We start from the raw sequence: 21,472 nt of genomic DNA, 5'->3' as shown, positions 1-21,472 counted from the left end.
CCAAAGCTCGTCACTGAGCATCAATCGGGGCATAGCAAACCCGCAGGGTGATTGGTATAGGAACCGTAATTCTGCGGGTTTGCTGCGCTTCTTCAATATACCGAAGTCAAAACGTCAACAGACCCTAGTGGATAAGTGCTTTAGGCAATCCACCACACTCCTGGCTATAATCCGCCTCACCCTTATTCCTGAATCTTGTCATGGACTTACCCTCTAGTCGCTCATCCAATTCCCCCCAAACGACTAAAGCCAGCTGGCTTGAAAGACTGACCGCCTTCCTGTTACGTGAACCGGAAGACCGGGAAGAACTGGTTGAACTGCTTCACTCCGCTTTCGAGCGCCACCTGCTGGATGCCGATGCGTTGGCGATGATTGAAGGCGTATTGCAGGTCGGTGACTTGCAGGTACGTGATGTGATGATTCCTCGGACGCAGATGGATGTGATCGAAGTGGAGGATGCGCCTGCAACCTTCATTCCCCATGTGATTGAGTCAGGACATTCCCGCTTTCCTGTGTATGAGGGCAGCAAGGACAACATCATCGGTATTTTGCTGGCCAAGGACTTGCTACGGTATTACGCCAAGCAGAATTTCAATTTGCGCCAGATTCTGCGCCCCGCCTTGTTTATTCCAGAATCCAAACGGCTCAATGTGCTGCTCAAGGAATTCCGGGCCAACCGTAATCACCTTGCAATCGTGGTGGATGAATACGGTGGTGTGGCCGGTTTGGTGACTATTGAGGATGTGGTCGAGCAGATTGTCGGTGACATCGAGGATGAGTACGACTTTGATGATACTGAGGACAATATCCTGCAGGACCGGCAGGGCCGTTGGCGCGTGAAGGCGGTGACTGCGATTGCTGACCTGAACAAGGTGCTGGAAACCAGTTTCAGCGATACCGACATCGATACTGTTGGCGGCCTGGTGGTGACCGAGTTTGGTCGGGTTCCCAAGCGTGGTGATGCCATCAGTTTTGGTGGTCTGCATTTCCAGGTGCTACGGGCAGATAGCCGTCGTATCCATAGTTTGCTTATCGAACGCGAAGCCCCACCGGCTTCGGAAACGGCGTGATGCGTTGGCAGCCCGTAGGTAGGCTGCTTGTTCGTTTTTTACCGCCCGCTTCGGTTGGTGCGATCACCCTGCTGGGATTTGCACCCTATTCATTCTGGCCTGCAGTGTTGTTATCTCTGGCCTTGTTGTTCGGCTTTATCGATGTCGCTTCGACACCCCGTCGTGCGGCGGCGGTAGCCTGGGCCTGGGGCTTTGGCTATTTTGCGGCGAATATCCATTGGATTTTCATCAGTCTGCATACTTATGGCGGTATGCCGGCGTTGTTCGCCATTCTTGCGATTGTAGGGCTTGCCGCTTTCCTGGCGTTATATCCCGCCATAGCGGCTTTCGCTGCGCGCAAGTTGGCTGGTGAGTCGCGTGCGGTCTTGTTGTTTGCTGTATTGCCGGCGCTGTGGTTGTTGATTGAATGGGTACGGGGCTGGTTGTTTACCGGCTTCCCTTGGGCTGCTGTCGGCTATAGCCAGATTCCTGATGGTCCATTGGCGGGGTTTGCGCCGGTACTCGGTGTGTATGGCGTGAGCGGTTTGGTGGCCTTGCTCGCCGGGGGAGCGATCTGGCTGCTTGGACGGCGATTTGATTTGCGTGACAAGTTGGTTGTGTCGGCTGCAGTACTGCTTTGTGGAGCCGGTTACGGTTTGAAGCAGGTAGTGTGGACAGAGCCGTCTGGCAAGCCCATGAAGGTGGCTTTGTTGCAGGGGGCGATTCCACAGAATCAGAAGTGGGGTATCGATGACCTCATCTATAACCTGCGGACCTATTACCACTTGGTGAAGGATGCGAAAGCCGATCTGATCGTACTGCCGGAAACCGCCTTTCCGATTTTCCTGCACGAAGTGCCGAAGGATTACCTGGAAGCAGTGCTCAGCTATGCCATAGCGCAGAACGCGGCTTTGATTGCCGGTGCGCCCCGGCAAGATGGCAAGAGCCAGCGTTACTACAATGGCGCGGTATTGCTGACCGACCCGGCACGCCCGGCAAACTACAAGGCGCATCTGGTGCCATTTGGCGAGTACATTCCCATACGGCCGGTGTTTGGTTGGGTGTACGACAATATTCTGCAAATGCCGCTGGTGGATTTTTCCTCGGGTGGTGCTGTGCAAAAGCCATTGCCTGTGCGTGACCAACGCATCGCCGCCAATATCTGTTACGAGGACGTATTCGGAGAAGAGCTGCTGCCTAATGCGCGCCAAGCAACCATATTGCTGAACCTATCGAACTTGGCGTGGTTCGATGGGTCGGTAGCATTGGCCCAGCATGGGCAGATATCCCAGGCCCGGGCACTTGAAACAGGCCGCCCTATGCTGCGGGCTACCAATAGCGGTACCACCGCATTGATTACGCCAGATGGCCAATATGCCGCCCGCCTTCCAGAACGGGTTGAAGGCACGCTGTATGCCACGGTTCAGGGCATGCAAGGTGAAACGCCATATATGCGTTGGGGTAATAGCGCCGCTTTAATATTGGCGGTACTGGGCTTGGTGGTTGGACTGATTGTGAGATGGCGTAGCCGTCGCGGGTAAGAACCACTGTCAAAATCTGTGGATTGTTGCGAGCTGGCTCTGTGCGCTTGTTTATGACTTGGCAAAGTTGCGCTTGACCATAAGGAGCAGTTTGGTATTTAATTTCTGTAATGACAGAAATTGAAGAAAACAGATATGACGCTTAGCCCAACCACCCAGAAGTACATCCTCCACTGGGGAGAAATGGGAACTCGTTGGGGGGTGAACCGCACTGTGGCGCAGTTACACGCCTTGCTATTTCTCAGCGGCAAACCCCTGCATGCCGAGGAAATCAGCGAAACCTTGAATGTGGCGCGTTCAAATGTCAGTACTAGCCTCAAGGAATTGCAAAGTTGGGGGTTGATCCGTGTCACCCATGTGATGGGGGACAGGCGCGATCACTTTGTCGCGCTACAGGATGTGTGGGAAATCTTCCGGGTGATTATGGAAGAGCGCAAAAAGCGGGAGCTCGACCCGACGCTGACGGTATTGCGTGAGTGTGCCTTGGAAGCGAAAGACGATACCGCGTTGGACGCGGCGACCCGAGTCAGAATGGATGAGGTGCTGGTCTTTCTTGAGATACTGATGCGTGCCTATGACGACTTCAAACACTTGCCGCCGCCTACGTTGCAGCGTTTTCTCAAAGCGGGCGGAAAGATTGCCCGTCTGCTGGGTTCCGACGAAAAGGAAATGGTATGACTACTGCCCTGACGTTGTTTTTCGATAGTCGTTGTCCACTGTGTTCCGCTGAAATGCGCCGTTTGGAAAGGTGGGATAAGCACGGTCGGCTTGCTTATATCGACATGCATGGTGAAGGGTTTGATGCTGCGGATTACGGTACCACCCTGGCAGCGATGGACGCCGAACTACATGGCTTGGATGTGGATGGTCGATTATTGGTAGGTATCGATGCGATTGCCGCTGCGTATTCAGCAGTAGGTTTTGCTTGGCTGGTATGGCCACTGAAGCTGGCGCTGACAAAGCCCTTATGGCGAAAGACGTACCGTTGGTTTGCGCGTAACCGTTATCGAGCCAGCCGGTTGCTAGGCTATCGCTGCCCGGATGGTGTGTGCGACTTGCGGATGCGTTGAATTTTTTACCTTCAAATTTCTGTTGATACAGAAATTATGGAAACAATTGTGTGTAAGAACCTGCTTACGCTCTATCGGGAGCAGATACCAGCAGGGTGGAGCGCAGCACAGAAACTTGATCACGGCTGCGCAGCAAGATCGCAAATGGGTTTAATGCTATGCATACCACACTCGTTCTAGGTGGCTATGGTTTCTTTGGTAGCCGCATCTGTCAGGCCCTTGCGTCGAACAAGGCTATCCACCTGTTGATTGGTGGGCGTGATGTTGTGCAGGCCCAGACGCTTGCAAGCAAGCTTTCGTTGAACACAGACCAGGGTATTGCGATTGATGCCCATGCGCCAGATCTTGCTCAGCGTTTGAAAGCGTTGAATGTCGATACCGTGATACATACCGCGGGACCATTTCAGGGGCAGGACTATTCAGTGGCGCGTTCAGCGATTGGGGCTGGTGCAAACTATATCGACTTGGCTGATGGACGCGAGTTTGTTGCGGGTATAGCGGAGCTTGATTCCGCCGCTCGTGATCAAGGGGTGTTTGTTACGAGCGGGGCCAGTTCTCTGCCAGCGCTTTCATCGGCAGTGGTGGATCGGTATCTGAGCAGATTCAGCCGTATTGAATCGATCAGACACGGTATAGGTTCGGGTGCGAGAGCGCCAGGTCTGGCCACTATGCGAGGTGTATTCGGCTATTGCGGCAAAGCATTTTCCCGGCTGCAGGCGGGGCGTTGGCAGACTACGCGAGGCTGGCTGGATTTGACCTGCTACCGGTTCCCATCACCTGTAGGAGCACGCCTGTTGGGGAGTTGCGATGTGCCCGATCTGGTTTTGTTTCCCCATCGCTATCCGGATGTTCACACCGTCGTTTTTCATGCGGGCTTTGCAAGTCCGTTGGGACACCTGTTCGTATGGTGCGTGTCGCAACTTGTACGAATGCACCTCTTATCTAGTGCCAGACCATTGGTTAAGCCGCTGCATACGATAAGCCAATGGATGGAGCCCTGGGTCAGTGACAAGGGAGGTATGTTTGTTTCGTTGGAAGGTGTCGGTATCGATGGCCAGCCGCTGAAGCTGGATTGGCATCTGGTCGCCGCTCAGAACCATGGTCCGCATATACCGTGTGGCGCTTCCATTGCCTTGGCTGTAAAGCTTGCCCGTGGCGACAAACTGCCACATGGCGCTATGCCATGTATGGGTTTGCTGACGGTTGAGGAATACCTAGCGGCATTGCAAGGATTCGATGTGCGTGAAATACCTGCGTAATGGGTAGTGCTCATTGAAAACACCTGGATACGGCATCAACACGGTGGCTGATTCGATATGAAAATTCTGCTAACAGGTGCAAGTGGCTTAATAGGCGATGCACTGCTTGCGAAGTTGCTGGCTGCGGGCCACACCGTTCACGCCCTATGCCGTAAGTCGCCAGCCCAGGTATTGAATGGGGTGTCCTGGCTGGCGGTGGATTTGGCGACTTTGCACAGCCCGGATGACTGGCTGCCCATGCTGGAAGGTGTAACAACCGTCGTTAACTGCGCAGGGATATTTCGGGAAACAAGGCCTGGGGAGCTTGCTGCCATACATGCCGAGATGCCTGCTGCCCTGTTCGAGGCTTGTATAAAAGCAGGTGTAAACAGAGTAATTCAGGTTTCTTCTTTGGGGGCAGCACCCGGGGCTATTACAGAGTACTGGCGTAGCAAGGCGGTGGGCGACGCTGCATTGATGCAGACTGAACTCGATTGGGCCATTGTTCGACCTTCGCTGGTATATGCCGATGAGGGTAACAGCAGTGTGTTATTTCGTCGCATGGCGGTGTGGCCAGTACTATTTGTCCCAGCAGATGCAGGCTTGGTGCAGCCTATTCATATCAATGACCTGGCTTCGTTGCTGCTGCAACTGGTCGAAACACAGCATGTTGGTCAACGTGTAATTGCTGCGGTCGGACCGCACACACTTACGTGGACAGACTACCTGCAGGCATTACGCACGGGCATGGGGTTGCCAACAGCCAAAGTGGTAGCGCTGCCAGCCGGGATAATGCAGGGGTTGGTACGTTGGGCTCCTGCGGAACTGTTAAGCCCGGAAAGCCTGCTCATGCTACGCCAAGGAAGCTACACATCTGATACGGTTTGGACGGCCAGTATTGCGCCAACCCGCTTTACACATCCCGCTCTCCTGCCTCAGGCACAGCTGGCGAATTGGTTGCCAATCGCTCGGTTGGTATTGGCCTGGCTTTGGATTTTTACCGCATGGGTTTCCTATTCACAGTGGCAAACAGGCTTGGCTTTACTGGCGCAGATGGGGTTGTCTGTAGCGTGGCAGCCAGTTGCCCTATGGGCTGGCATAGGGGTCGATACCCTAATGGGTTTGCTAACCCTGTTTTGGCCGAACCGCTTGCTATGGCTGGGGCAAATCGGGTTGATAGTGGGTTACACCGCCATTGTCAGCCTCTACCTGCCTGAATGGTGGTTGCACCCGTTCGGGCCTATCAGTAAGAACTTACCTGTGTTGTTAGTGCTGGGGCTGCTGCATAGCATGCAATCTCGCAAAGCAGGTATGTGATAAAGGGAGGGTGCCTGTGGATTATCTGATCACCAAATGGGTACATATCCTCTCGGCCACGCTGATGTTCGGCACGGGTTTTGGTACCGCCTTCTATATGTTCTGCGCTAATCGTAGTCGGAATGTACAAGCCATCGCGGTGGTGACCCAATGGGTAGTACGAGCAGATTGGTGGTTCACTACGCCATCAATCGTCATTCAACCACTTAGTGGCTTCTGGATGGTGTACCTGGCGGGCTTCCCGCTGGAGTCTCGCTGGATAGTCTGGTCGCTCGGTTTATATGTATTGGCGGGTCTTTGCTGGCTGCCCGTAGTTTGGCTGCAGCTACGCATGCGCGATATGGCTGCAATAGCCGCCCGCGATAGAACTGATTTGCCGGATCGCTATTGGACCTATGAGCGCATATGGACTGCGCTGGGTTTTCCTGCTTTTGGTGGTTTGATCGTGGTGTACTGGTTGATGGTGCACAAGCCGACGTAAGAACCTGTTGATAGCTTGTTGCTTGTCAGCCATGCAGCGTTAAAAATGCCTATGGCATATTTATTGAATCACTTATAGACTCCGCTGCCTTTATTACTCCTTGTTATGTAGCGCTTTTTTTGTGAGGCTCTGGACAGGCTCTTACGTACGGGCTTGTTGGGTTCACTACTTAAGCGCTGGCTGATCGATACTATATATCGACCGTTATCCTTTAATTAGAAGTAATGGGACGGCACAGGATTTTATGCTGCTTTATTTGATGGGTTATAGCTTGTGGTAGTTCGTGGATGGGTTTCCAGCCTATTGCAACGACACCGGATTTTTTAGGCAGCAATATTTTTTTCCGATACTGTTAAATGTTCCGGCAGGGCGATACTGCACAGGACATGATTTGAGGTAGCAAACGCATGTTTAGTCTTTATCCAACTGTCCTTGGGCCGGCTTTTAGCCAGCTGGCGCCATTGCTGCAACGCTTTCATACCGAGGCCGGTACTGTTTGGCAGGGGGAAGCGACTGTGCGCCGGAGCAAGAACCTATTACTACGCCTGTTGCTCTGCTTGGGCCGCTTTCCTAAGGAAGGGCAGGGTGTAGGCGTTACCGTGCAGTTGGCTGTTAAGGGCGAACAGGAAGTCTGGCAGCGCCGTTTTGCTGATCGCTTCATGGTTTCGCGTCAATACATGACTGAGGATGGTCTGCACGAGTCCATTGGCCTGCTCAGCCTTTCGCTGGTTAATGATGTCCGCGAGGACGTATTGTTCCAGCACAGCGCACAAAGCCATTTTCTGGGAGTCAGATTGCCAGATTGGCTAGCGCTTAACGTAGTGGCAAGAGAATGGAGCGAACGTGGACGCCTGCATTTTGACATCACTATCAACTTCGTAAGGTGGGAGCTGCTGAGCTACACCGGTTGGGTACAACCAATCTACTCACGTTGGTTGCCATCGAATAGCGACTCTGAAATCCAAGGGGCTTGATTGCCCTATCTGGTTTTTCTGCTTGGGTATGAATAGGCCGGGTAAGGCTGGGAATTTTATTCTTCTGAGAGTTTGTGTCTATTCCCAGCCGGTATTGAGGCAAGTTGTTGATGCCTCGTAGAAACTATGCTTTTTGCAAAGTAATCTCTTTTTTCGTGTCCTACCTGAAAAATAAGTCCGAAGCTAAATATGTCCGCGCTAATAGTGCTTGGTTTGCATGTTGTTTCAATGAAAAAAAAGAGCAAATGTAATTCAAATGGGATTTTCATCAACCATCTAGAGGCGCTGCTTTCGTGGGCATAGACATATACTGGGAAATCGAAATATTCTGAGTTGATGTTAAATAAATTATGTGTCAGACATGCAACTATATTCTTTACCTTAGCTTAGGTTGCGGCTATTTTTCGTGACAAGTATTTACAAGTGTGAATAATATATGGTCTGCTATTTTTGAATAAATAGTAATTGCTAAATTCACAATGTGGCTTGTAGTAAATGATATTTACTTAGAAATATTATTCATGGAAATAAATTGCAATTCAGCAAATAAGGAGGAAGAATGAAAAAACGAGTTGCAGTAATTGGGGCGGGTCCCTCTGGTACGGCAGTCTTACGTGCTTTTCAATCAGCCAAGAAGAAAGGTGCCGATATCCCAGAAATTGTCTGCTTTGAGAAGCAGGATGATTGGGGCGGTCTATGGAATTACACTTGGCGTACAGGTCTCGATAAACATGGTGAGCCAGTGCATGGCAGTATGTATCGTTACTTGTGGACAAATGCACCAAAAGAATGCCTGGAGTTTGTGGATTATCCTTTTGAGGAACATTTCGGCCAGCCCATCGCTTCCTATCCGCCGCGGACTGTTTTGCTCGACTATTTTAAGGGTCGCTTGGATAAGGCGGGTGTGCGTGGTTGGGTTCGTTTTCAGACCGCAGTACAGCGAGTCCAATATGATGAGGCAAGCGGTAAATTCTCAGTAACCTACTTGCATTGCCAAACAGATGAAGCATCTACTGAGGAGTTTGACTATGTAATAGTCGCATCTGGCCATTTCTCGGTACCGAATGTTCCCGAATTTTCAGGCTTTGAAACATTCAATGGCCGTATTTTGCACTCGCATGATTTCCGTGATGCGGTGGAATTCAAAGGAAAAGATGTCCTAATCGTAGGCCGCAGTTATTCTGCAGAGGATATCGGTTCGCAATGTTATAAATATGGCGCAAAGTCGATTATATCCAGTTATCGTTCCCGCCCGATGGGATATAAATGGCCGGCTAACTGGGAAGAGAAGCCGCTATTGCAACGGGTTGATAAGAACATTGCGTATTTTGCAGATGGGACATCACGCCAGATTGATGCAATCATCCTCTGTACCGGTTACAAATATCACTTTCCCTTCTTACCGGATACTTTACGGCTAAGGACGGATAATCGGCTATGGCCACTTAAGTTATTTCAGGGTGTGGTTTGGGAAGATAATCCCAAGTTGCATTACATCGGTATGCAGAATCAGTTTTACAGCTTCAATATGTTCGATGTACAGGCTTGGTATTCCCGAGATGTTATTCTCGGTCGCCAAACCTTACCGAGTCTTGAGCAGATGCGACAACACAGTGCAGAAAGACGCGCCCGTGAAGAGAAGATTGAAAGTGTTGAGCAAGGAGTAGCGTTCCAGGGAGATAGGGTAAAGGAGCTGATTGCGCTGACCGATTACCCGCCCTTTGATATTGAAGCTGTGAATAAAACTTTCCTGGAATGGGACCAACATAAAGCCGAAGACTTTATCGGGTTCCGTAACCGCAGCTACCGTTCAGTAATGACGGGTAAGATGTCGCCAGTTCACCATACGCCTTGGCTGGATGCGATGGATGATTCACTGGAAAGCTATTTGGGCCGGCCTTCTGGCAAGGCATGAAATAACTGTCGCGAAATTTGATGCTTTCGGTAGAACCGGGTCGCAATACGTTGTGAGCCTGGTTTTACCGGTTGGTAGAGGCATCAATGAGTGCTTAATCGCCTCCGCCGCACCCACCACCACAACCGCCGCCGCTATCTCCTCCACTATCACAGCCCCCATCGCTGGAACTACTGCTGTCGGAAAAACCATCGGTGCCGCCATCAAAACTATTGCTGGAGAAATCACCCCCGCAGTGGATCTCATTACCAGCGTCAGCCGTTGCGGGACTACCGGGTGATTGGCAATCCGCCGCGTATTTGAAACCATTTGCGATGCTTAGCTTGGTATCCAAAGCAAAAAGTAATGGCAGGCGCGTTGGTGAAAGCGGATTGATGTTCTCATCGAGACATACAAAGCGCCAGCAGCGTCGTAAACCGGCATTACTTTGGCGGTTATCGTTCAACGCCGATGCGGGCGTATGGTGGAGGAATCGCCCAAAGGCTTTTTTACAGAAACCCTGATAATTCTTTGTGTACAGGATGAATTCGTGCCAAAGATCATCCGCTACCTGGGAGGGCATGGACACATATTTGTACCCGCTCTTGTGGTACGCCAGAAAGAATTGCCGCAGCCCATGAGAGACAAGCTGACATTCTTTCAGGTCAAGGTGTGGATGTAGTTTGCAGAGCTTGTCGAAGAGTCCTTTGGGCAGTGCAAAATTCCGAATGTAGGCTTCCCGCTGTAATGCAAGATATCGCCGCCAAAGTACGAGGCAGACGCTGCTGATGACGATGAGACCGATGATGAGAAAGGTCTTGCTCATACAGGGCTCCGATCTTGTGTTTCAACATGACTGCAAATTAAAAAACGGGACGTCGCAGTGTCCCGTTTTATTCCACATCTAAGAAACTGGCTGGCGATCCGTCACTAGCAGCGCGTCAGCAGGGTGCAGAGCAGCACATAAGCCCTGATCACGGCTGCGCAGTAGGATCGCGAACTGGCTATAAGAAGCTTAGCTCAACACCATCACCGCATCCGCCTCAACCAATCCCCCCTTCGGCAACGCAGCGGCCTGGATGGCTGCGCGTGCAGGATAGGGGGCTTCGAAGTATTGGCCCATGATCTCGTTCAGCTTGGCGAAGTTGGCAAGGTCCACCACAAATACACCGAGTTTTACGATGTCCTTCAGGTCGCCGCCTGCAGCCTGGGCGACCGCGCGTAGATTCTTGAACATCTGGTGGGTCTGCGCTTCGAACCCTTCGGCCAGCTCCATGGTCGTGGGGTTAAGGCCTAACTGGCCGCTTAGGTAAACCGTATCGCCCACTTTGATGGCTTGGGAATAGGCACCAATGGCCTTGGGTGAGTTGTCGCTGTGGATGACTTCTTTCTTCATGGGATGTGCTCCTTGGGTGGGGATGGCGGTTGGCCGCCTGTTTACGCTTCATGCAGGAATAGTTGCAACAGCGCGTTCTGGTAACGTCGGCCGCGTTCACTGGGCTTGATGACTTTGAAGTCCCGCTCGATCAAACCCTGTGCCTCAGCAGTTTGCAATTGGCGCTCAATCACATTGAGGAGTAATCCACTACGCTCGGCAAACATCGCGACAGGAAAGCCTTCCGTCAAGCGCAAGGCATTGAGCATGAATTCGAAAGGCAATTCGGTGTGGCTTACCACCTCGTCGGTTTGTACCGCATTACCGGCCGCTACTGCCTTCAAATATGCTGCGGGTTGTTTGAAGCGTGCCTGACGGATGATGCGGTCGTGAAAGCTCAGTTTGCCATGCGCGCCGGCACCGATGCCAAGGTAATCGCCAAATTGCCAATAGTTCATATTGTGGCGCGCCCGATGGCCAGGGCGGGCGAAGGCGCTGGTCTCGTAATGTTCGAACCCCGCGGTCTGTAAGCGGGATTCGATGGCGTCGTGTATCACGGCCGCAGCGTCATCATCGGGCAGCTCGGGTGGGTAACGGTAGAAGTAGGTATTCGGCTCCAACGTCAGGTGGTAGCAGCTCAGATGTGTAGGGCCAAAGCTCAGGGCTGTATCCACATCGGCCAGGGCCTGATCGATAGTCTGGCCCGGCAAGGCAAACATCAGGTCCAGGTTGAATGTGTCGAAAGTTTCAGCTGCTAACGCCGCTGCGCGCTTGGCTTCGTCGGCATCGTGAATACGGCCGATTGTCTTGAGGTGCGCTGCATTGAAGCTCTGGATGCCGATAGAAAGCCGGTTGATGCCTGCTGCACGGTATCCCTTGAATTTGGCTGCCTCCACTGTGCCCGGATTGGCTTCCAGCGTGATTTCAGCATCAGGCAACAACTTGGTACGGGCACGGATACCGGCCAGCAGTGCGTCTATTGATTCCGGCGAAAACAGGCTGGGTGTGCCGCCACCCATGAAGATGGTATGGATTGGCCGGCCCCATATCAGCGGTAGGCTGTGTTCCAAGTCCTGCAGCAGTGCGGCGACATATCCTGCTTCATCGATCCCTCCCTTCACCTCATGCGAGTTGAAGTCACAATATGGGCACTTACGCACACACCATGGAAAGTGGATGTATAGCGATAAGGGTGGCAACGCAGTCAACTGCCAGTTGGCGCGGCTGACAGGTTGCTTGGCTGGCCGGTAGGTGGGGGCTGGGTGGATCGGAATGCTCATGGTGCAGAGGAAATACAGTTGAGATGTGCCCTATTGCTGCCGGCATCACGAGTCAGGGTCACTTTTTGTTCGTTGCGCAGTTCATTGCCACAGCTGCTTAAGGCCAACAAATTTGCTGGCAGTTGCTCAATGCGTGTCAACTTCCCCTCAGTCAGCCCCAACAGGATCACTTCTTTGGGTGGTTTGGTCAGCGCAGTACGGCAGTCTTCCTGCCCTTCTTTCAAGCTGGCGCATGCTGCCATCAAGTCTTCGTCAGGTTGATAGAGCCGTGCGGTTTGCCACTTTCCATCGTTGAGTTGACTGAAGGTAACCTGCTGCGGGGTTTCATGTGCCAAGGCAAAGGCTTGTTCGGCTGTGGTACGGGCCAGTGATGGCGAACGGCCTGTGGGCATGAACCATGTTTGCAGCACGGCGAAAGCAAGACCGAGCACAATCAGGACGATAAAGCGCCGCTTTTCACCAGCAGGCTTTGGGGGCGTAACGGTAGGCGGAGTGACATCGACCGGGGTTTCAGCGGCCATACGGATTAACCAACGCATCGACCATGCGATGCAATGCCTCGCGCATCTGTGCTTCGCTGACCTCCATCAACAGGCCATCTTCAAAAGCGTCTTGGGTCATCTGGCGGATCTCGTTGAGATTCTCTTCCATGACTTTGACTTTCTCAAAACAGCTGACCACTGCACCATCGTCTTTAAGCCACTTGGGCCAGGGCGTACTCATAGGGATTCTTCCTTGAGCTTTGCCAGCAGCGTAGCCAAGGCACGGCCACGGTGGCTGATCGGGTTTTTCTCTTCCGGGCTCAGCTCGGCAGCAGTTTTGCCTAATGCGGGAATCAGAAAATGCGGGTCGTAGCCAAAACCACCTTCACCACGTGGTTCCGCCACGATAGTACCCTCAAGCCGGCCTTCGACGATGAGCGGGCGGGGGTCGTCGGCTGATCGCACCAACACCAGCACTGCATAGTAAAAGGCACGCTTATCTTCACTGCTGGCCAATGCAGCCACCAGCTTCTGGTTGTTTTGGGCGTCGGACTTCGGTTCACCAGCATAACGAGCCGAGTACACCCCGGGCGCGCCTCCCAGGGCTGGCACGCAAATGCCTGAATCGTCCGCAAGTGCTGGCAGACCGGTAGCTGCTGCGGCGTGGCGTGCTTTGGCGAGCGCGTTTTCCACAAAGGTGATATGAGGCTCTTCCGCTTCACTGACATCCAGCTGGCCTTGTGGGATGAGCTCAATGTCCAGAGATGCGAACAGGCGGCTGAATTCCTTCAATTTGCCCGCATTATTGCTGGCCAATACCAATTTCTTCATTCTGTATTCTCTGATTGGATCGAGGCAGCCTTAAGCCGACTGGGGTAGGGCAGCGCGTAATGCTGTGGCGAATTTCTCTGGCTGAGGAAGGCCAAACCAGACAACACGCCCATTACGACAGCTGATCTTTACGCCTCGGTTGAGCGCCGGGGTAAAGTTGCCGCCATGGATTTCCGCCCCATTCAACTGGCGTATGGGTTGTGTGGGTTTGTCGGGCAGGGGAAGCACTTCGACTTCGGTAATTTCTGCCAGCGCAAGTTGGCCATTTACGCCGTAGTGTAACTGCCCCCAGCGCCAATGCAGGGTGCCGCCCGCGTGCCATATCTTGCATGCCAGCCGTGGCAATAACCACCAGACAAGGCCAATACCGACGATCACGTAGGCCATCAGTACGGCGTCAGCCGGCATCATGGTGCGCAACACCCACATGCCGATGGTCCAGGCAATTAAGACGGCCAAGGCGGGTGGCCAGATCAGCCATTGCTTCAATTCACGTTCCAACGTGTTCATTACCTTGTCCACGGCTCAGTATTTTTTTCTCAGGGTCATATTGTCACCATCGCGCTGCATTTGCAGCCGGTTCAGCACGCTCATCCCAATCAACGGCATTTCCGGAAAATTTCCTTCGGTGACGACGATATCCACTTCATACAGCGGAATGCCTTCGAGTCTGATCATCGTCGCCTTGCTTTGCCAAGCAATCTTGCGGCCTTGTGCGGTACTCAGTTGCACCGGGCGGTCACGACTGTAGTTGATGCCAAGCTGTGCAGCATGCTGGCTCGACAATGAGAGAAAGGTCGCACCCGTGTCGATAACACCGCGTACAGAAGACTGCCCGGTACTGATCTGCGCCAGGAAGTGACCATTACCCGCATCGTACAGGGTAGCGGTATCGCTGACATTGGGTACTGCCACGCTGCTTCCGCCACTGGCGAAGAATTCCTGGCCAAGCCCAATCTGGCGACGCTTGCCGTGGGATTCGAAAACTGCTGAATCGGCATTGATGGCGACAAGGCGTACGCCTTCCATGGTCTGGCCGATACTCATCGTAACGGGTTTACCACCAAACGAAACCGAGACCTTGTTACCCATCGTAGCGAGTAAAACCGGTGCTGCTGCCATAGCTGGCAGGCTGAGTAACAGGGCGAATAGGGCAGGTAGGTGGAAATGCATAGGCCTTAGGCAATCAAAGCAGGTTCGACTTCTGCCAATGCCCTTTCGATGATGGATGGGCCGGCGTTTTGCAACATCTTGCTGTCGCTGAGTAAACGACGCCAATTACGCGCACCAACCTTTCCTTGGTACAGCCCGAGGATATGGCGGACGATATGCTTGGGCAGAGTACGGCCCCCTTGCGCACGTTCTGCAATATAGGGCATCAACGAACGCGCCACTTCGGCCCGGCTGGCAACGCTACGGTTATCGCCATAGTAGCGGGCATCAACCATAGCGAACTGATAGGGGTCGTGATAAGCCATCCGACCTATCATCACGCCATCCACATGTTGTAGTTGCTCGTCCACCGTATCCCAGTTGTCGATGCCGCCATTGATGATGATTTCCAGATGCGGGAAGTCACGCTTTAACCTGTGGACATAGTCATACTTCAACGGCGGGATCTCTCGGTTTTCTTTGGGCGACAACCCCTTGAGAATCGCATTGCGGGCATGGGCGATAAATACTTCGCATCCTGCATCCGCCACGGTGCCGACAAAATCACGCAGATATTCGTAGTGCTCCACTTCATTGATGCCGATACGGTGTTTAACGGTAACTGGGATGCTTACCGCATCGCGCATGGCTTTGACACAATCGGCTACTAGTTGCGGTTCTTCCATCAGACAAGCGCCAAACGCGCCGGACTGGACCCGTTCGCTGGGGCAGCCGACATTGATGTTCACCTCGTCATAACCCCATTGTTCGGCTAGCTTGGCGCATTGGGTCAAATCGGCTGGGTCCGATCCACCCAGTTGTAATGCGACTGGATGTTCGCAATCGCTGAAGTCCAGAAAACGGCTGCGTTCACCATGGATAATCGCCCCGGTTGTGACCATCTCGGTGTATAGGAACGCATGACGTGAGATTTGCCGAAGGAAGAAGCGAAAGTGTCGGTCTGTCCAGTCGAGCATCGGCGCCAAGCAGATTCTGCGAGGTGTAGGATTGGCTGTTGAATCCTGATTTGGTGCGGGTTTCATCGTTATTTGGCTAGCTGAATTCTCTACGTATTCTGATGTGCTTGGTGTACTGCTGATGAACCAAGTCACCTCAAAATTGGGTGCCATAGTTTACCGTGTGGCACGTATATTTCCGTGAGAAAAACACGTCAAATCAGGACCGTTGGGCTGGAACTGGGGCGTAGCTTGGTGTAGGTAGTTTGATGAGACGTTGCATTTAGCGAAGGAGGGGGCTGGTGGGTCACCGAGTCCCGTAAACCTAGGCACCTTTTCTGAACGGTAAGCTTGATTAACACTTGTGTAGTGCTTATCGAGTCTCTGAGCCACACTCGGGAGGCATGGAAAGGTTACTGCATACGACTCGGTGTCGGACGTAATGAGAGAGAGCTGAATGATTTTGTAATGTTGTCAATATACGAGCTTGATCTTCCTCTTTTCTTTTCTTTATATAATTTATAGTGAAATTTTGGGAAAAATACCATATGAGGCATGAAACGTCTTGTTGTGTAGGTTTACCCTTATGGACGAATTGGCTGAATATTTATTTAATAGTGGGTTAAATGCAATTCGTATGATAAGGCAATTTTGCTTTTTTAATATTTGACTGTACTTGGTAAATATTTTAAGCCAGCCAATAAGATAATTTGCTAGCAAGCTTTTATGCACTCGACTAAATAGATTGTTTTAAATGTTTTGCGCTTATTCATGCGATAACTGCGAGAGTTTTTCTTAATAGGGAGTTTGTATATGAAATGCACAAGTCGTAAATATATTATTTCGGGGGCTGTTGCTGCTGTACTGCTGGCTGGGTGTTCTACCTTGCATACAACTATATTGCCACGAGAAAACGGTGTTTACCAAATCACTGCCACCGCTTCTACCCCCAGAGAAGCAACAGATGGCGCCATTGAAAAAGCGACCAAGACTTGTGAGAGCCAAGGTAAGCGCTTAGTTGTGCTTAATAATGAAGATCAGTCGAAGCCTGAGTTGGAACGTAATGCAAAAAGTGTTGCTAACAAGGTTCTTACGGCCACTGGCTACAAGATGTTCTTTTCCTTCGATACCGATAGTGATGGAAAGATGAGTATGTTGTTTAAGTGTGAGTAAAAGTGGATTTGGAGTTTTATCTATAATCCAATAAATACTTTTACTAATAAATTGGCCTTTGCATTTGCCAAGATTTAAGGGGCAAACCAAAGGCCAATTTTATTTCTAGTGGTAGGCAGGCACCCTGCCGCCCCTATTTATTCTTGGTGGTTACGCTCATGCTGTTTCGCTTGCAATAAAGCGGTAGGCCACGGCACCAAGTACTGCACCAATAATTGGGGCAACCCAGAAGAGCCAAAGCTGTTCAATCGCCCAGTCGCCAACAAAAACTGCCACGCCAGTACTGCGGGCTGGATTGACCGATGTATTGGTTACTGGAATGCTGATGAGGTGGATAAGCGTGAGTGCCAGACCAATGGCAATAGGGGCGAAACCGGCGGGGGCTCGTTTATCTGTTGAGCCGAGGATGACCAATAGAAAGAACATGGTCATGACTATTTCTGTGACCAAGGCTGCGCCCATGGAATAGCCACCGGGAGAGTGGGCATCAAAGCCATTTGAAGCAAAACCTTTGGTGACGTCAAAGCCGGCAGCACCACTGGCGATAAAGTACAGGACGGCGCCTGCGGCAATAGCCCCCAAAACCTGCGCAATGATATATGGGACCAGTTTATTGGCTGGAAAACGGCCACCAGCCCACAAGCCGATGGAAACCGCAGGGTTAAGATGGCAACCCGAGATGCGGCCGATAGCGTAAGCCATTGTCAGGACGGTTAAGCCGAAGGCGAGCGAAACGCCGTGCAGGCCAATCCCAACATTTGGGAATGCTGCGGCGAGTACCGCGCTGCCGCAGCCTCCAAGTACAAGCCAGAATGTTCCTAGAAACTCGGCGCTGCATTGTTTCATTTGTTTCTCCTGCGGTGGGGTGAGAATAGGTTGTGGCAAATAAAGTCACTAAGAGTCTGCCCACGATCTTACTGCGCAGTTGTGATTAGAGCTTATGTGTTGCTCGAAATCCTCATGTGAAAAGGTACATTTTGGTTTCTGCACTGTGCTTAATCTGGCTATGACCCCACTCACCAATTCAGCTTATTGGGTCGAAGCAGGGATCATAACGCCTGCCATCGTGGTATATACCTCGGTCCATGCTTCTTTTACCGCTGGCGTAAAATCCTTACCCAGCCCTTGTTCCAATGTCTGAATCAAGGCTGCACCTACGGTTTGATAATGTGCGGGCTGCACACCGTAACTGGCGTGGCGTTTTGCCAAGGCCTGAAGAATGGGGACCAATGCTTCCAGATTATTCAGTTTACCTACTGCCATACCAATCATATGCATCAGTTTCAGGCCCTGTTCTTCGATATTGCCTTTGAACAGAGATTGCAGGGTGGGGTCTGCAGCAAAAAGGTTTTTATAGAAAAGCGCCGCGGCTTGTGGACCAATTGCGGATACTTTCTTCCAGGATTCTTGAGTGAGTGTAATTGTTTCGGGTTTCAATTTCCCTCTCCTTTCTATAACTAATTATCTGAAAGCTTCATCATTTCCATCTGGCTATTTTTTTATGAAAGATGAGTTGTTGGTAACGCCAACTTTATAGATCCTTATTTTATGAGTTGGTCAAATCTGCTTGCAGATGAATTGTAGTCACTGCACAAGTTGCCGGCATGGCGTATCTACAGGCGGTAGCTGCGCAGGGTAGGGCATCGCTTAGTCTTTACGGCTGATAAGCGTGGCAGTCAGGAGAAAATCTGGGCGCGGTAACTAGAAATGCAATGGAATATCATGAGTCATATGGCTGCTATTCAATTATGCATCTGTGCCGCAATTTTTATCAGCAAGCTTTTTAATTATTCTTTGTCTCTCTGTAGGGCTTGGATAGCCAGCCAAAGATATCTATTTAAAAGGAGGTTCAGGTACCTCTTTTGTGCAGACCTTTTCTCCATTGTCCGACCGGGTGAAGCAAATAGGTGTATTGGCGGGCTTGGTTGCAGGTTGATGCTTTTTCTTTGGATTTAAATCCAGTTGAGCTTCAGAAGAAGTATCTATCGTGAATGATATCTTCTGTTCTTTTTTTCGTAGGCATTCATTACGATCATGCCACGTGAATTTGCTTTCACAGTTCACTTCGCGCCGTAAGCATTTATCACGCTCCACTCCTTGTAGGTGGCTACATTTGCTAGGCATCGCTTCTGCATTTACGAGAAGGAGAATGGGCAGAGCTGCGAGAAGGAAAACTCTATTCGACATGGTTTAGGCAAATAAGGCTCATGAAGCTAACTGCGGCCCTGTTCGATACTCATTAGCTCGAAGTAGTTCCGCACATCGGATATTGAATTGTGGTCGACCTCTGGAATCCAGCTGATTTTGGCTATGTCTGGGCGAAATGCTTCCAAGAGCGCCTGGGTGCTTTCCTTGGGAATAATCTGGTCGTCCTGCGCTGCCAGAATGATGGTTCTGGCTTTCACTAGGGGTGCAAAACGTGCCGATTCGAACCGATCTTTGAGCAGTAAGCCTACGGGCAGCCATGGAAACTGCGTGCGGGCGATATTGAGAATACTGTCGTAAGGGGTGATCAGCACGAGGCCGTGTACATCGGTGGTTGCTGCCAGCCTTACGGCTACACCGCTCCCCAGGCTGCGCCCGATAAGGGTCACATTCGGGTGTTGAGTCTTTACCTTATCAAACAGTGCTTTTGCATCGGTATGTAACGCTGCTTCACTAGGCATACCGGCGCTGCCATCGTAGCCTCGGTAATGCAGCATATAGATCGCGTGATTGGGAAATGCTTGGCTGTAGTCGGGCAGGCTCTGGGCTACGGCTTCCGCATTCCCGCCGAAGTAGATGAGTGCATTGGGACCGGGGTGTTCACGTGCTGAAACCTTGATGGACAAGCCGTCTACTTCGAGCTCAGTTACCGCTGAGGCAATTAATCCCTCCCCATGAGTAGGGTGGTAAATGAGGGAGCGCTGGGCGAAATACAGGGTGATGCAAAACCCGATGTAGATCGCAACCAGGTAGCAGAGGAGGTTTTGAAGCGTGGCCATTTATTTATGATTGGCATGCTGAGCCCAGCTAGCAAGGTGCTGAGGAGATTCGTAAACCAACTATGCTTGATGAGAGAGTAAATCCAACTACTACATTTCGTACGTTATTTCGCGGGAAATGGCTTTGTAGGAGTCTGATAGATGGCGCGGTATTTGGTTGGAAAATTGATCCTTACCTGCGTTATCAGCTTGTGGGGGCAGCAACAATTTGCCTGGGGTGCGGGCATCAATTGCGGCCCATTCAATGTGGCGCTGTATGAGTTTGGGTCGCTCTATTACTACGATGATGATGCCAAAGGTCATGTGGGCATCGACAAGGACGTTATCGAAGAATTGGGCAACCGTACGGGTTGTAAATTTAAACCTTTCCTCGACTCCCGGGTACGTATCTGGACCCATCTGGCTGATGGCTCCCTTGATATGTCGGTAGCGGGTATACCAACCCCGGAACGCGAGAAATTTGCCCGTTTCGTCATTTACTTTCAGGCTTGTAATTATTTGATAGTACGTCCGGAACTTGCTACGCAGATCAATTCGCTGGATGACTTCTTATCCGACTCCAAGCTACGCCTGGCAGTAGTAAGGTCTTTCAAGCACGGTAAGAATTTTGACCAATGGATCGGCAAGTTGCGCGAACAAGGGCGGGTTGACGAATACCCGGATGCGGATACCGTTGCACGTATTTTCAGTCTTGGCCGTGCGGATGGCTTTCTTTCGATACCTGTTGTCTGGGGGCCATTGCTCAAGCACTACCAATTAGACGGAAAGGTCAGCATTCTCGATCTTTCCCCCGAGGATATCGTCTCTTATGGCTTGATTCTTTCACGCAAACGTATTCCTAAAGAGGCGGAGGCACATATACGTAAGGGAATGCGTGCCATGCGAGATGATGGAACGCTGGAAAGAATATTCAGTAAGTATTTGCCGGCGGATGTGGTCAAACGGATGATACCTAGCCGGCAAGAACCTGTTTAAAGTCTGCTGTACGTAGGCAATACGGCATTAAAAGCACCCTCGGAATGCTCATTTACCATTTGTAAGCTCTGCTTCCTTGGGTGTTTTCGCCTTGTTTTGCCCTAGCTCGCGGGGCTTTGAGTAGGTTCTTGCCTTTATTTCCAGCCAAGTATGTCCAGAATCTGGCGTGCTACTTCTGCCACGCTGCGGCCATCGTTGTGTACCACGGCATCCTCCAGTTTCAGGTTTTCGACCATTTCGGTCATCGGGCCGCACTCCCTCAGATGCTCGTCCAGAATTTCCCCCTTGTCGCGACGGGACAGTCTTTCCTCTAACGTAGGGTGCGAGGCATGCAGGCGCAGGATCGAAATAGGTGTCTCTGGAAATGTTTTTCGTAATGCGGTTGGAATGGTTTCATCCAGTAATCCTCTGGGAAGGACGAGGTAATCGACGCCAACAGCACGGAAGTTTGGCCAGATCGTCAGCAGGTTTTGCAGGATGAGCTTGTCGTACAGGTCGTCAGGTACGGTATCTCCCAGGTTGGCCCAGCAGAGCCAATCGAGGTCGATGACGGCAGAGGTGATGCCAGCCTCTTCAAGCTGGCGGCCTACTTCGGTGGCAACGGTGGTTTTGCCTGAACCCAATGTACCGGTAAGGAGAAGGATGCCCTTTGGGACCTGTTGCAGGGTTTGTGTAGTCATTAGTGAATCTGTGTGTTGAA

Annotated in this window: 24 protein-coding genes; 11 read left to right on the top strand and 13 right to left on the bottom strand. The window is 51.5% G+C overall.

Annotated elements, in window-relative coordinates:
• Positions 1–200: 200 nt before the first annotated feature.
• The 9 genes from ACUHMQ_RS09635 (at position 201) to ACUHMQ_RS09595 (ending at position 9,585) form a co-directional block, all read left to right on the top strand.
• The gene (locus ACUHMQ_RS09635; protein WP_445295247.1) at positions 201–1,070 is read left to right on the top strand and encodes a CorC family transporter; all 870 of its coding nucleotides are present in this window, start codon (positions 201–203) and stop codon (positions 1,068–1,070) included.
• On the top strand, positions 1,070–2,590 hold the full coding sequence (gene lnt, locus ACUHMQ_RS09630; protein WP_445295246.1) for an apolipoprotein N-acyltransferase: 1,521 nt from the start codon (positions 1,070–1,072) through the stop codon (positions 2,588–2,590). Before ACUHMQ_RS09635 ends, lnt begins: the two co-directional genes overlap by 1 nt.
• A 135-nt stretch (positions 2,591–2,725) precedes the next feature.
• Entirely contained in the window at positions 2,726–3,268 is a 543-nt protein-coding gene (locus ACUHMQ_RS09625; protein ID WP_445295245.1) for a GbsR/MarR family transcriptional regulator, read from the top strand.
• Entirely contained in the window at positions 3,265–3,660 is a 396-nt protein-coding gene (locus tag ACUHMQ_RS09620) for a thiol-disulfide oxidoreductase DCC family protein (RefSeq protein WP_445295244.1), read from the top strand. Before ACUHMQ_RS09625 ends, ACUHMQ_RS09620 begins: the two co-directional genes overlap by 4 nt.
• A 158-nt stretch (positions 3,661–3,818) precedes the next feature.
• The gene (locus ACUHMQ_RS09615; RefSeq protein WP_445295243.1) at positions 3,819–4,919 is read left to right on the top strand and encodes a saccharopine dehydrogenase family protein; all 1,101 of its coding nucleotides are present in this window, start codon (positions 3,819–3,821) and stop codon (positions 4,917–4,919) included.
• 57 nt (positions 4,920–4,976) lie between these two features.
• Positions 4,977–6,215, top strand: coding sequence for an SDR family oxidoreductase (locus ACUHMQ_RS09610; RefSeq protein ID WP_445295242.1), 1,239 nt, complete (start codon positions 4,977–4,979; stop codon positions 6,213–6,215).
• Between the two features lie 16 nt (positions 6,216–6,231).
• Positions 6,232–6,696 carry a DUF2269 family protein gene (locus ACUHMQ_RS09605; protein ID WP_445295241.1) on the top strand — a complete coding sequence of 155 codons (465 nt, stop codon included), beginning with the start codon at positions 6,232–6,234 and terminating at the stop codon, positions 6,694–6,696.
• Between the two features lie 407 nt (positions 6,697–7,103).
• On the top strand, positions 7,104–7,670 hold the full coding sequence (locus ACUHMQ_RS09600) for a DUF4166 domain-containing protein (RefSeq protein WP_445295240.1): 567 nt from the start codon (positions 7,104–7,106) through the stop codon (positions 7,668–7,670).
• A 559-nt stretch (positions 7,671–8,229) separates the two neighbouring features.
• Positions 8,230–9,585 carry a trimethylamine monooxygenase gene (locus ACUHMQ_RS09595; RefSeq protein WP_445295239.1) on the top strand — a complete coding sequence of 452 codons (1,356 nt, stop codon included), beginning with the start codon at positions 8,230–8,232 and terminating at the stop codon, positions 9,583–9,585.
• Between the two features lie 94 nt (positions 9,586–9,679).
• Here the strand turns inward: ACUHMQ_RS09595 and ACUHMQ_RS09590 are convergent, their stop codons facing one another.
• From ACUHMQ_RS09590 to dusA, 9 genes are all read right to left on the bottom strand, one after another.
• The gene (locus ACUHMQ_RS09590; RefSeq protein WP_445295238.1) at positions 9,680–10,390 is read right to left on the bottom strand and encodes a glycine-rich domain-containing protein; all 711 of its coding nucleotides are present in this window, start codon (positions 10,388–10,390) and stop codon (positions 9,680–9,682) included.
• 189 nt (positions 10,391–10,579) lie between these two features.
• Positions 10,580–10,960 (bottom strand): Rid family detoxifying hydrolase, encoded by a 381-nt coding sequence (locus tag ACUHMQ_RS09585; RefSeq protein WP_445295237.1) that lies wholly within the window; start codon positions 10,958–10,960, stop codon positions 10,580–10,582.
• Positions 10,961–11,001: 41 nt separating this feature from the next.
• Positions 11,002–12,219, bottom strand: a complete 1,218-nt coding sequence (gene hemW / locus ACUHMQ_RS09580) for a radical SAM family heme chaperone HemW (protein ID WP_445295236.1) — start codon at positions 12,217–12,219, stop codon at positions 11,002–11,004.
• The gene (locus ACUHMQ_RS09575; RefSeq protein WP_445295235.1) at positions 12,216–12,740 is read right to left on the bottom strand and encodes a hypothetical protein; all 525 of its coding nucleotides are present in this window, start codon (positions 12,738–12,740) and stop codon (positions 12,216–12,218) included. Before ACUHMQ_RS09575 ends, hemW begins: the two co-directional genes overlap by 4 nt.
• Positions 12,730–12,942: a hypothetical protein gene (locus ACUHMQ_RS09570; RefSeq protein WP_445295234.1), complete on the bottom strand. Its 213-nt coding sequence runs from the start codon at positions 12,940–12,942 to the stop codon at positions 12,730–12,732. Before ACUHMQ_RS09570 ends, ACUHMQ_RS09575 begins: the two co-directional genes overlap by 11 nt.
• Positions 12,939–13,532, bottom strand: a complete 594-nt coding sequence (gene rdgB, locus ACUHMQ_RS09565; protein WP_445295233.1) for an RdgB/HAM1 family non-canonical purine NTP pyrophosphatase — start codon at positions 13,530–13,532, stop codon at positions 12,939–12,941. The genes ACUHMQ_RS09570 and rdgB overlap by 4 nt, the downstream gene beginning before the upstream one ends.
• A 30-nt stretch (positions 13,533–13,562) precedes the next feature.
• A complete protein-coding gene (locus tag ACUHMQ_RS09560) occupies positions 13,563–14,042 on the bottom strand; it encodes a hypothetical protein (RefSeq protein ID WP_445295232.1) in 480 nt (159 codons plus the stop codon).
• 15 nt (positions 14,043–14,057) lie between these two features.
• On the bottom strand, positions 14,058–14,705 hold the full coding sequence (locus tag ACUHMQ_RS09555) for a retropepsin-like aspartic protease family protein (protein ID WP_445295231.1): 648 nt from the start codon (positions 14,703–14,705) through the stop codon (positions 14,058–14,060).
• Positions 14,706–14,710: 5 nt separating this feature from the next.
• On the bottom strand, positions 14,711–15,727 hold the full coding sequence (gene dusA / locus ACUHMQ_RS09550; protein ID WP_445295230.1) for a tRNA dihydrouridine(20/20a) synthase DusA: 1,017 nt from the start codon (positions 15,725–15,727) through the stop codon (positions 14,711–14,713).
• 726 nt (positions 15,728–16,453) lie between these two features.
• On the opposite strand from dusA, the gene ACUHMQ_RS09545 reads away from it, so the two are divergent.
• On the top strand, positions 16,454–16,813 hold the full coding sequence (locus ACUHMQ_RS09545) for a hypothetical protein (RefSeq protein WP_445295229.1): 360 nt from the start codon (positions 16,454–16,456) through the stop codon (positions 16,811–16,813).
• A 156-nt stretch (positions 16,814–16,969) separates the two neighbouring features.
• Here the strand turns inward: ACUHMQ_RS09545 and aqpZ are convergent, their stop codons facing one another.
• The 3 genes from aqpZ to ACUHMQ_RS09530 all read right to left on the bottom strand — a co-directional run bounded on the left by aqpZ (position 16,970) and on the right by ACUHMQ_RS09530 (position 19,797).
• The gene (gene aqpZ / locus ACUHMQ_RS09540; RefSeq protein WP_445295228.1) at positions 16,970–17,659 is read right to left on the bottom strand and encodes an aquaporin Z; all 690 of its coding nucleotides are present in this window, start codon (positions 17,657–17,659) and stop codon (positions 16,970–16,972) included.
• A 183-nt stretch (positions 17,660–17,842) separates the two neighbouring features.
• The gene (locus ACUHMQ_RS09535; RefSeq protein ID WP_445295227.1) at positions 17,843–18,250 is read right to left on the bottom strand and encodes a globin family protein; all 408 of its coding nucleotides are present in this window, start codon (positions 18,248–18,250) and stop codon (positions 17,843–17,845) included.
• A gap of 776 nt (positions 18,251–19,026) precedes the next feature.
• On the bottom strand, positions 19,027–19,797 hold the full coding sequence (locus ACUHMQ_RS09530; protein ID WP_445295226.1) for an alpha/beta hydrolase: 771 nt from the start codon (positions 19,795–19,797) through the stop codon (positions 19,027–19,029).
• Positions 19,798–19,938: 141 nt separating this feature from the next.
• Here ACUHMQ_RS09530 and ACUHMQ_RS09525 point away from each other — a divergent pair, with 141 nt between their 5' ends.
• Positions 19,939–20,772 carry a substrate-binding periplasmic protein gene (locus ACUHMQ_RS09525; protein ID WP_445295225.1) on the top strand — a complete coding sequence of 278 codons (834 nt, stop codon included), beginning with the start codon at positions 19,939–19,941 and terminating at the stop codon, positions 20,770–20,772.
• Between the two features lie 134 nt (positions 20,773–20,906).
• On the opposite strand, the gene ACUHMQ_RS09520 is transcribed toward ACUHMQ_RS09525, so the two are convergent.
• Positions 20,907–21,452, bottom strand: a complete 546-nt coding sequence (locus ACUHMQ_RS09520) for an adenylyl-sulfate kinase (RefSeq protein ID WP_445295224.1) — start codon at positions 21,450–21,452, stop codon at positions 20,907–20,909.
• Between the last annotated feature and the right edge of the window lie 20 nt (positions 21,453–21,472).

This window comes from Chitinimonas violaceus (genome assembly GCF_052601015.1).
Note: the sequence above shows the minus strand (reverse complement) of the source record. Positions and strands in the feature narration are given on the sequence as shown.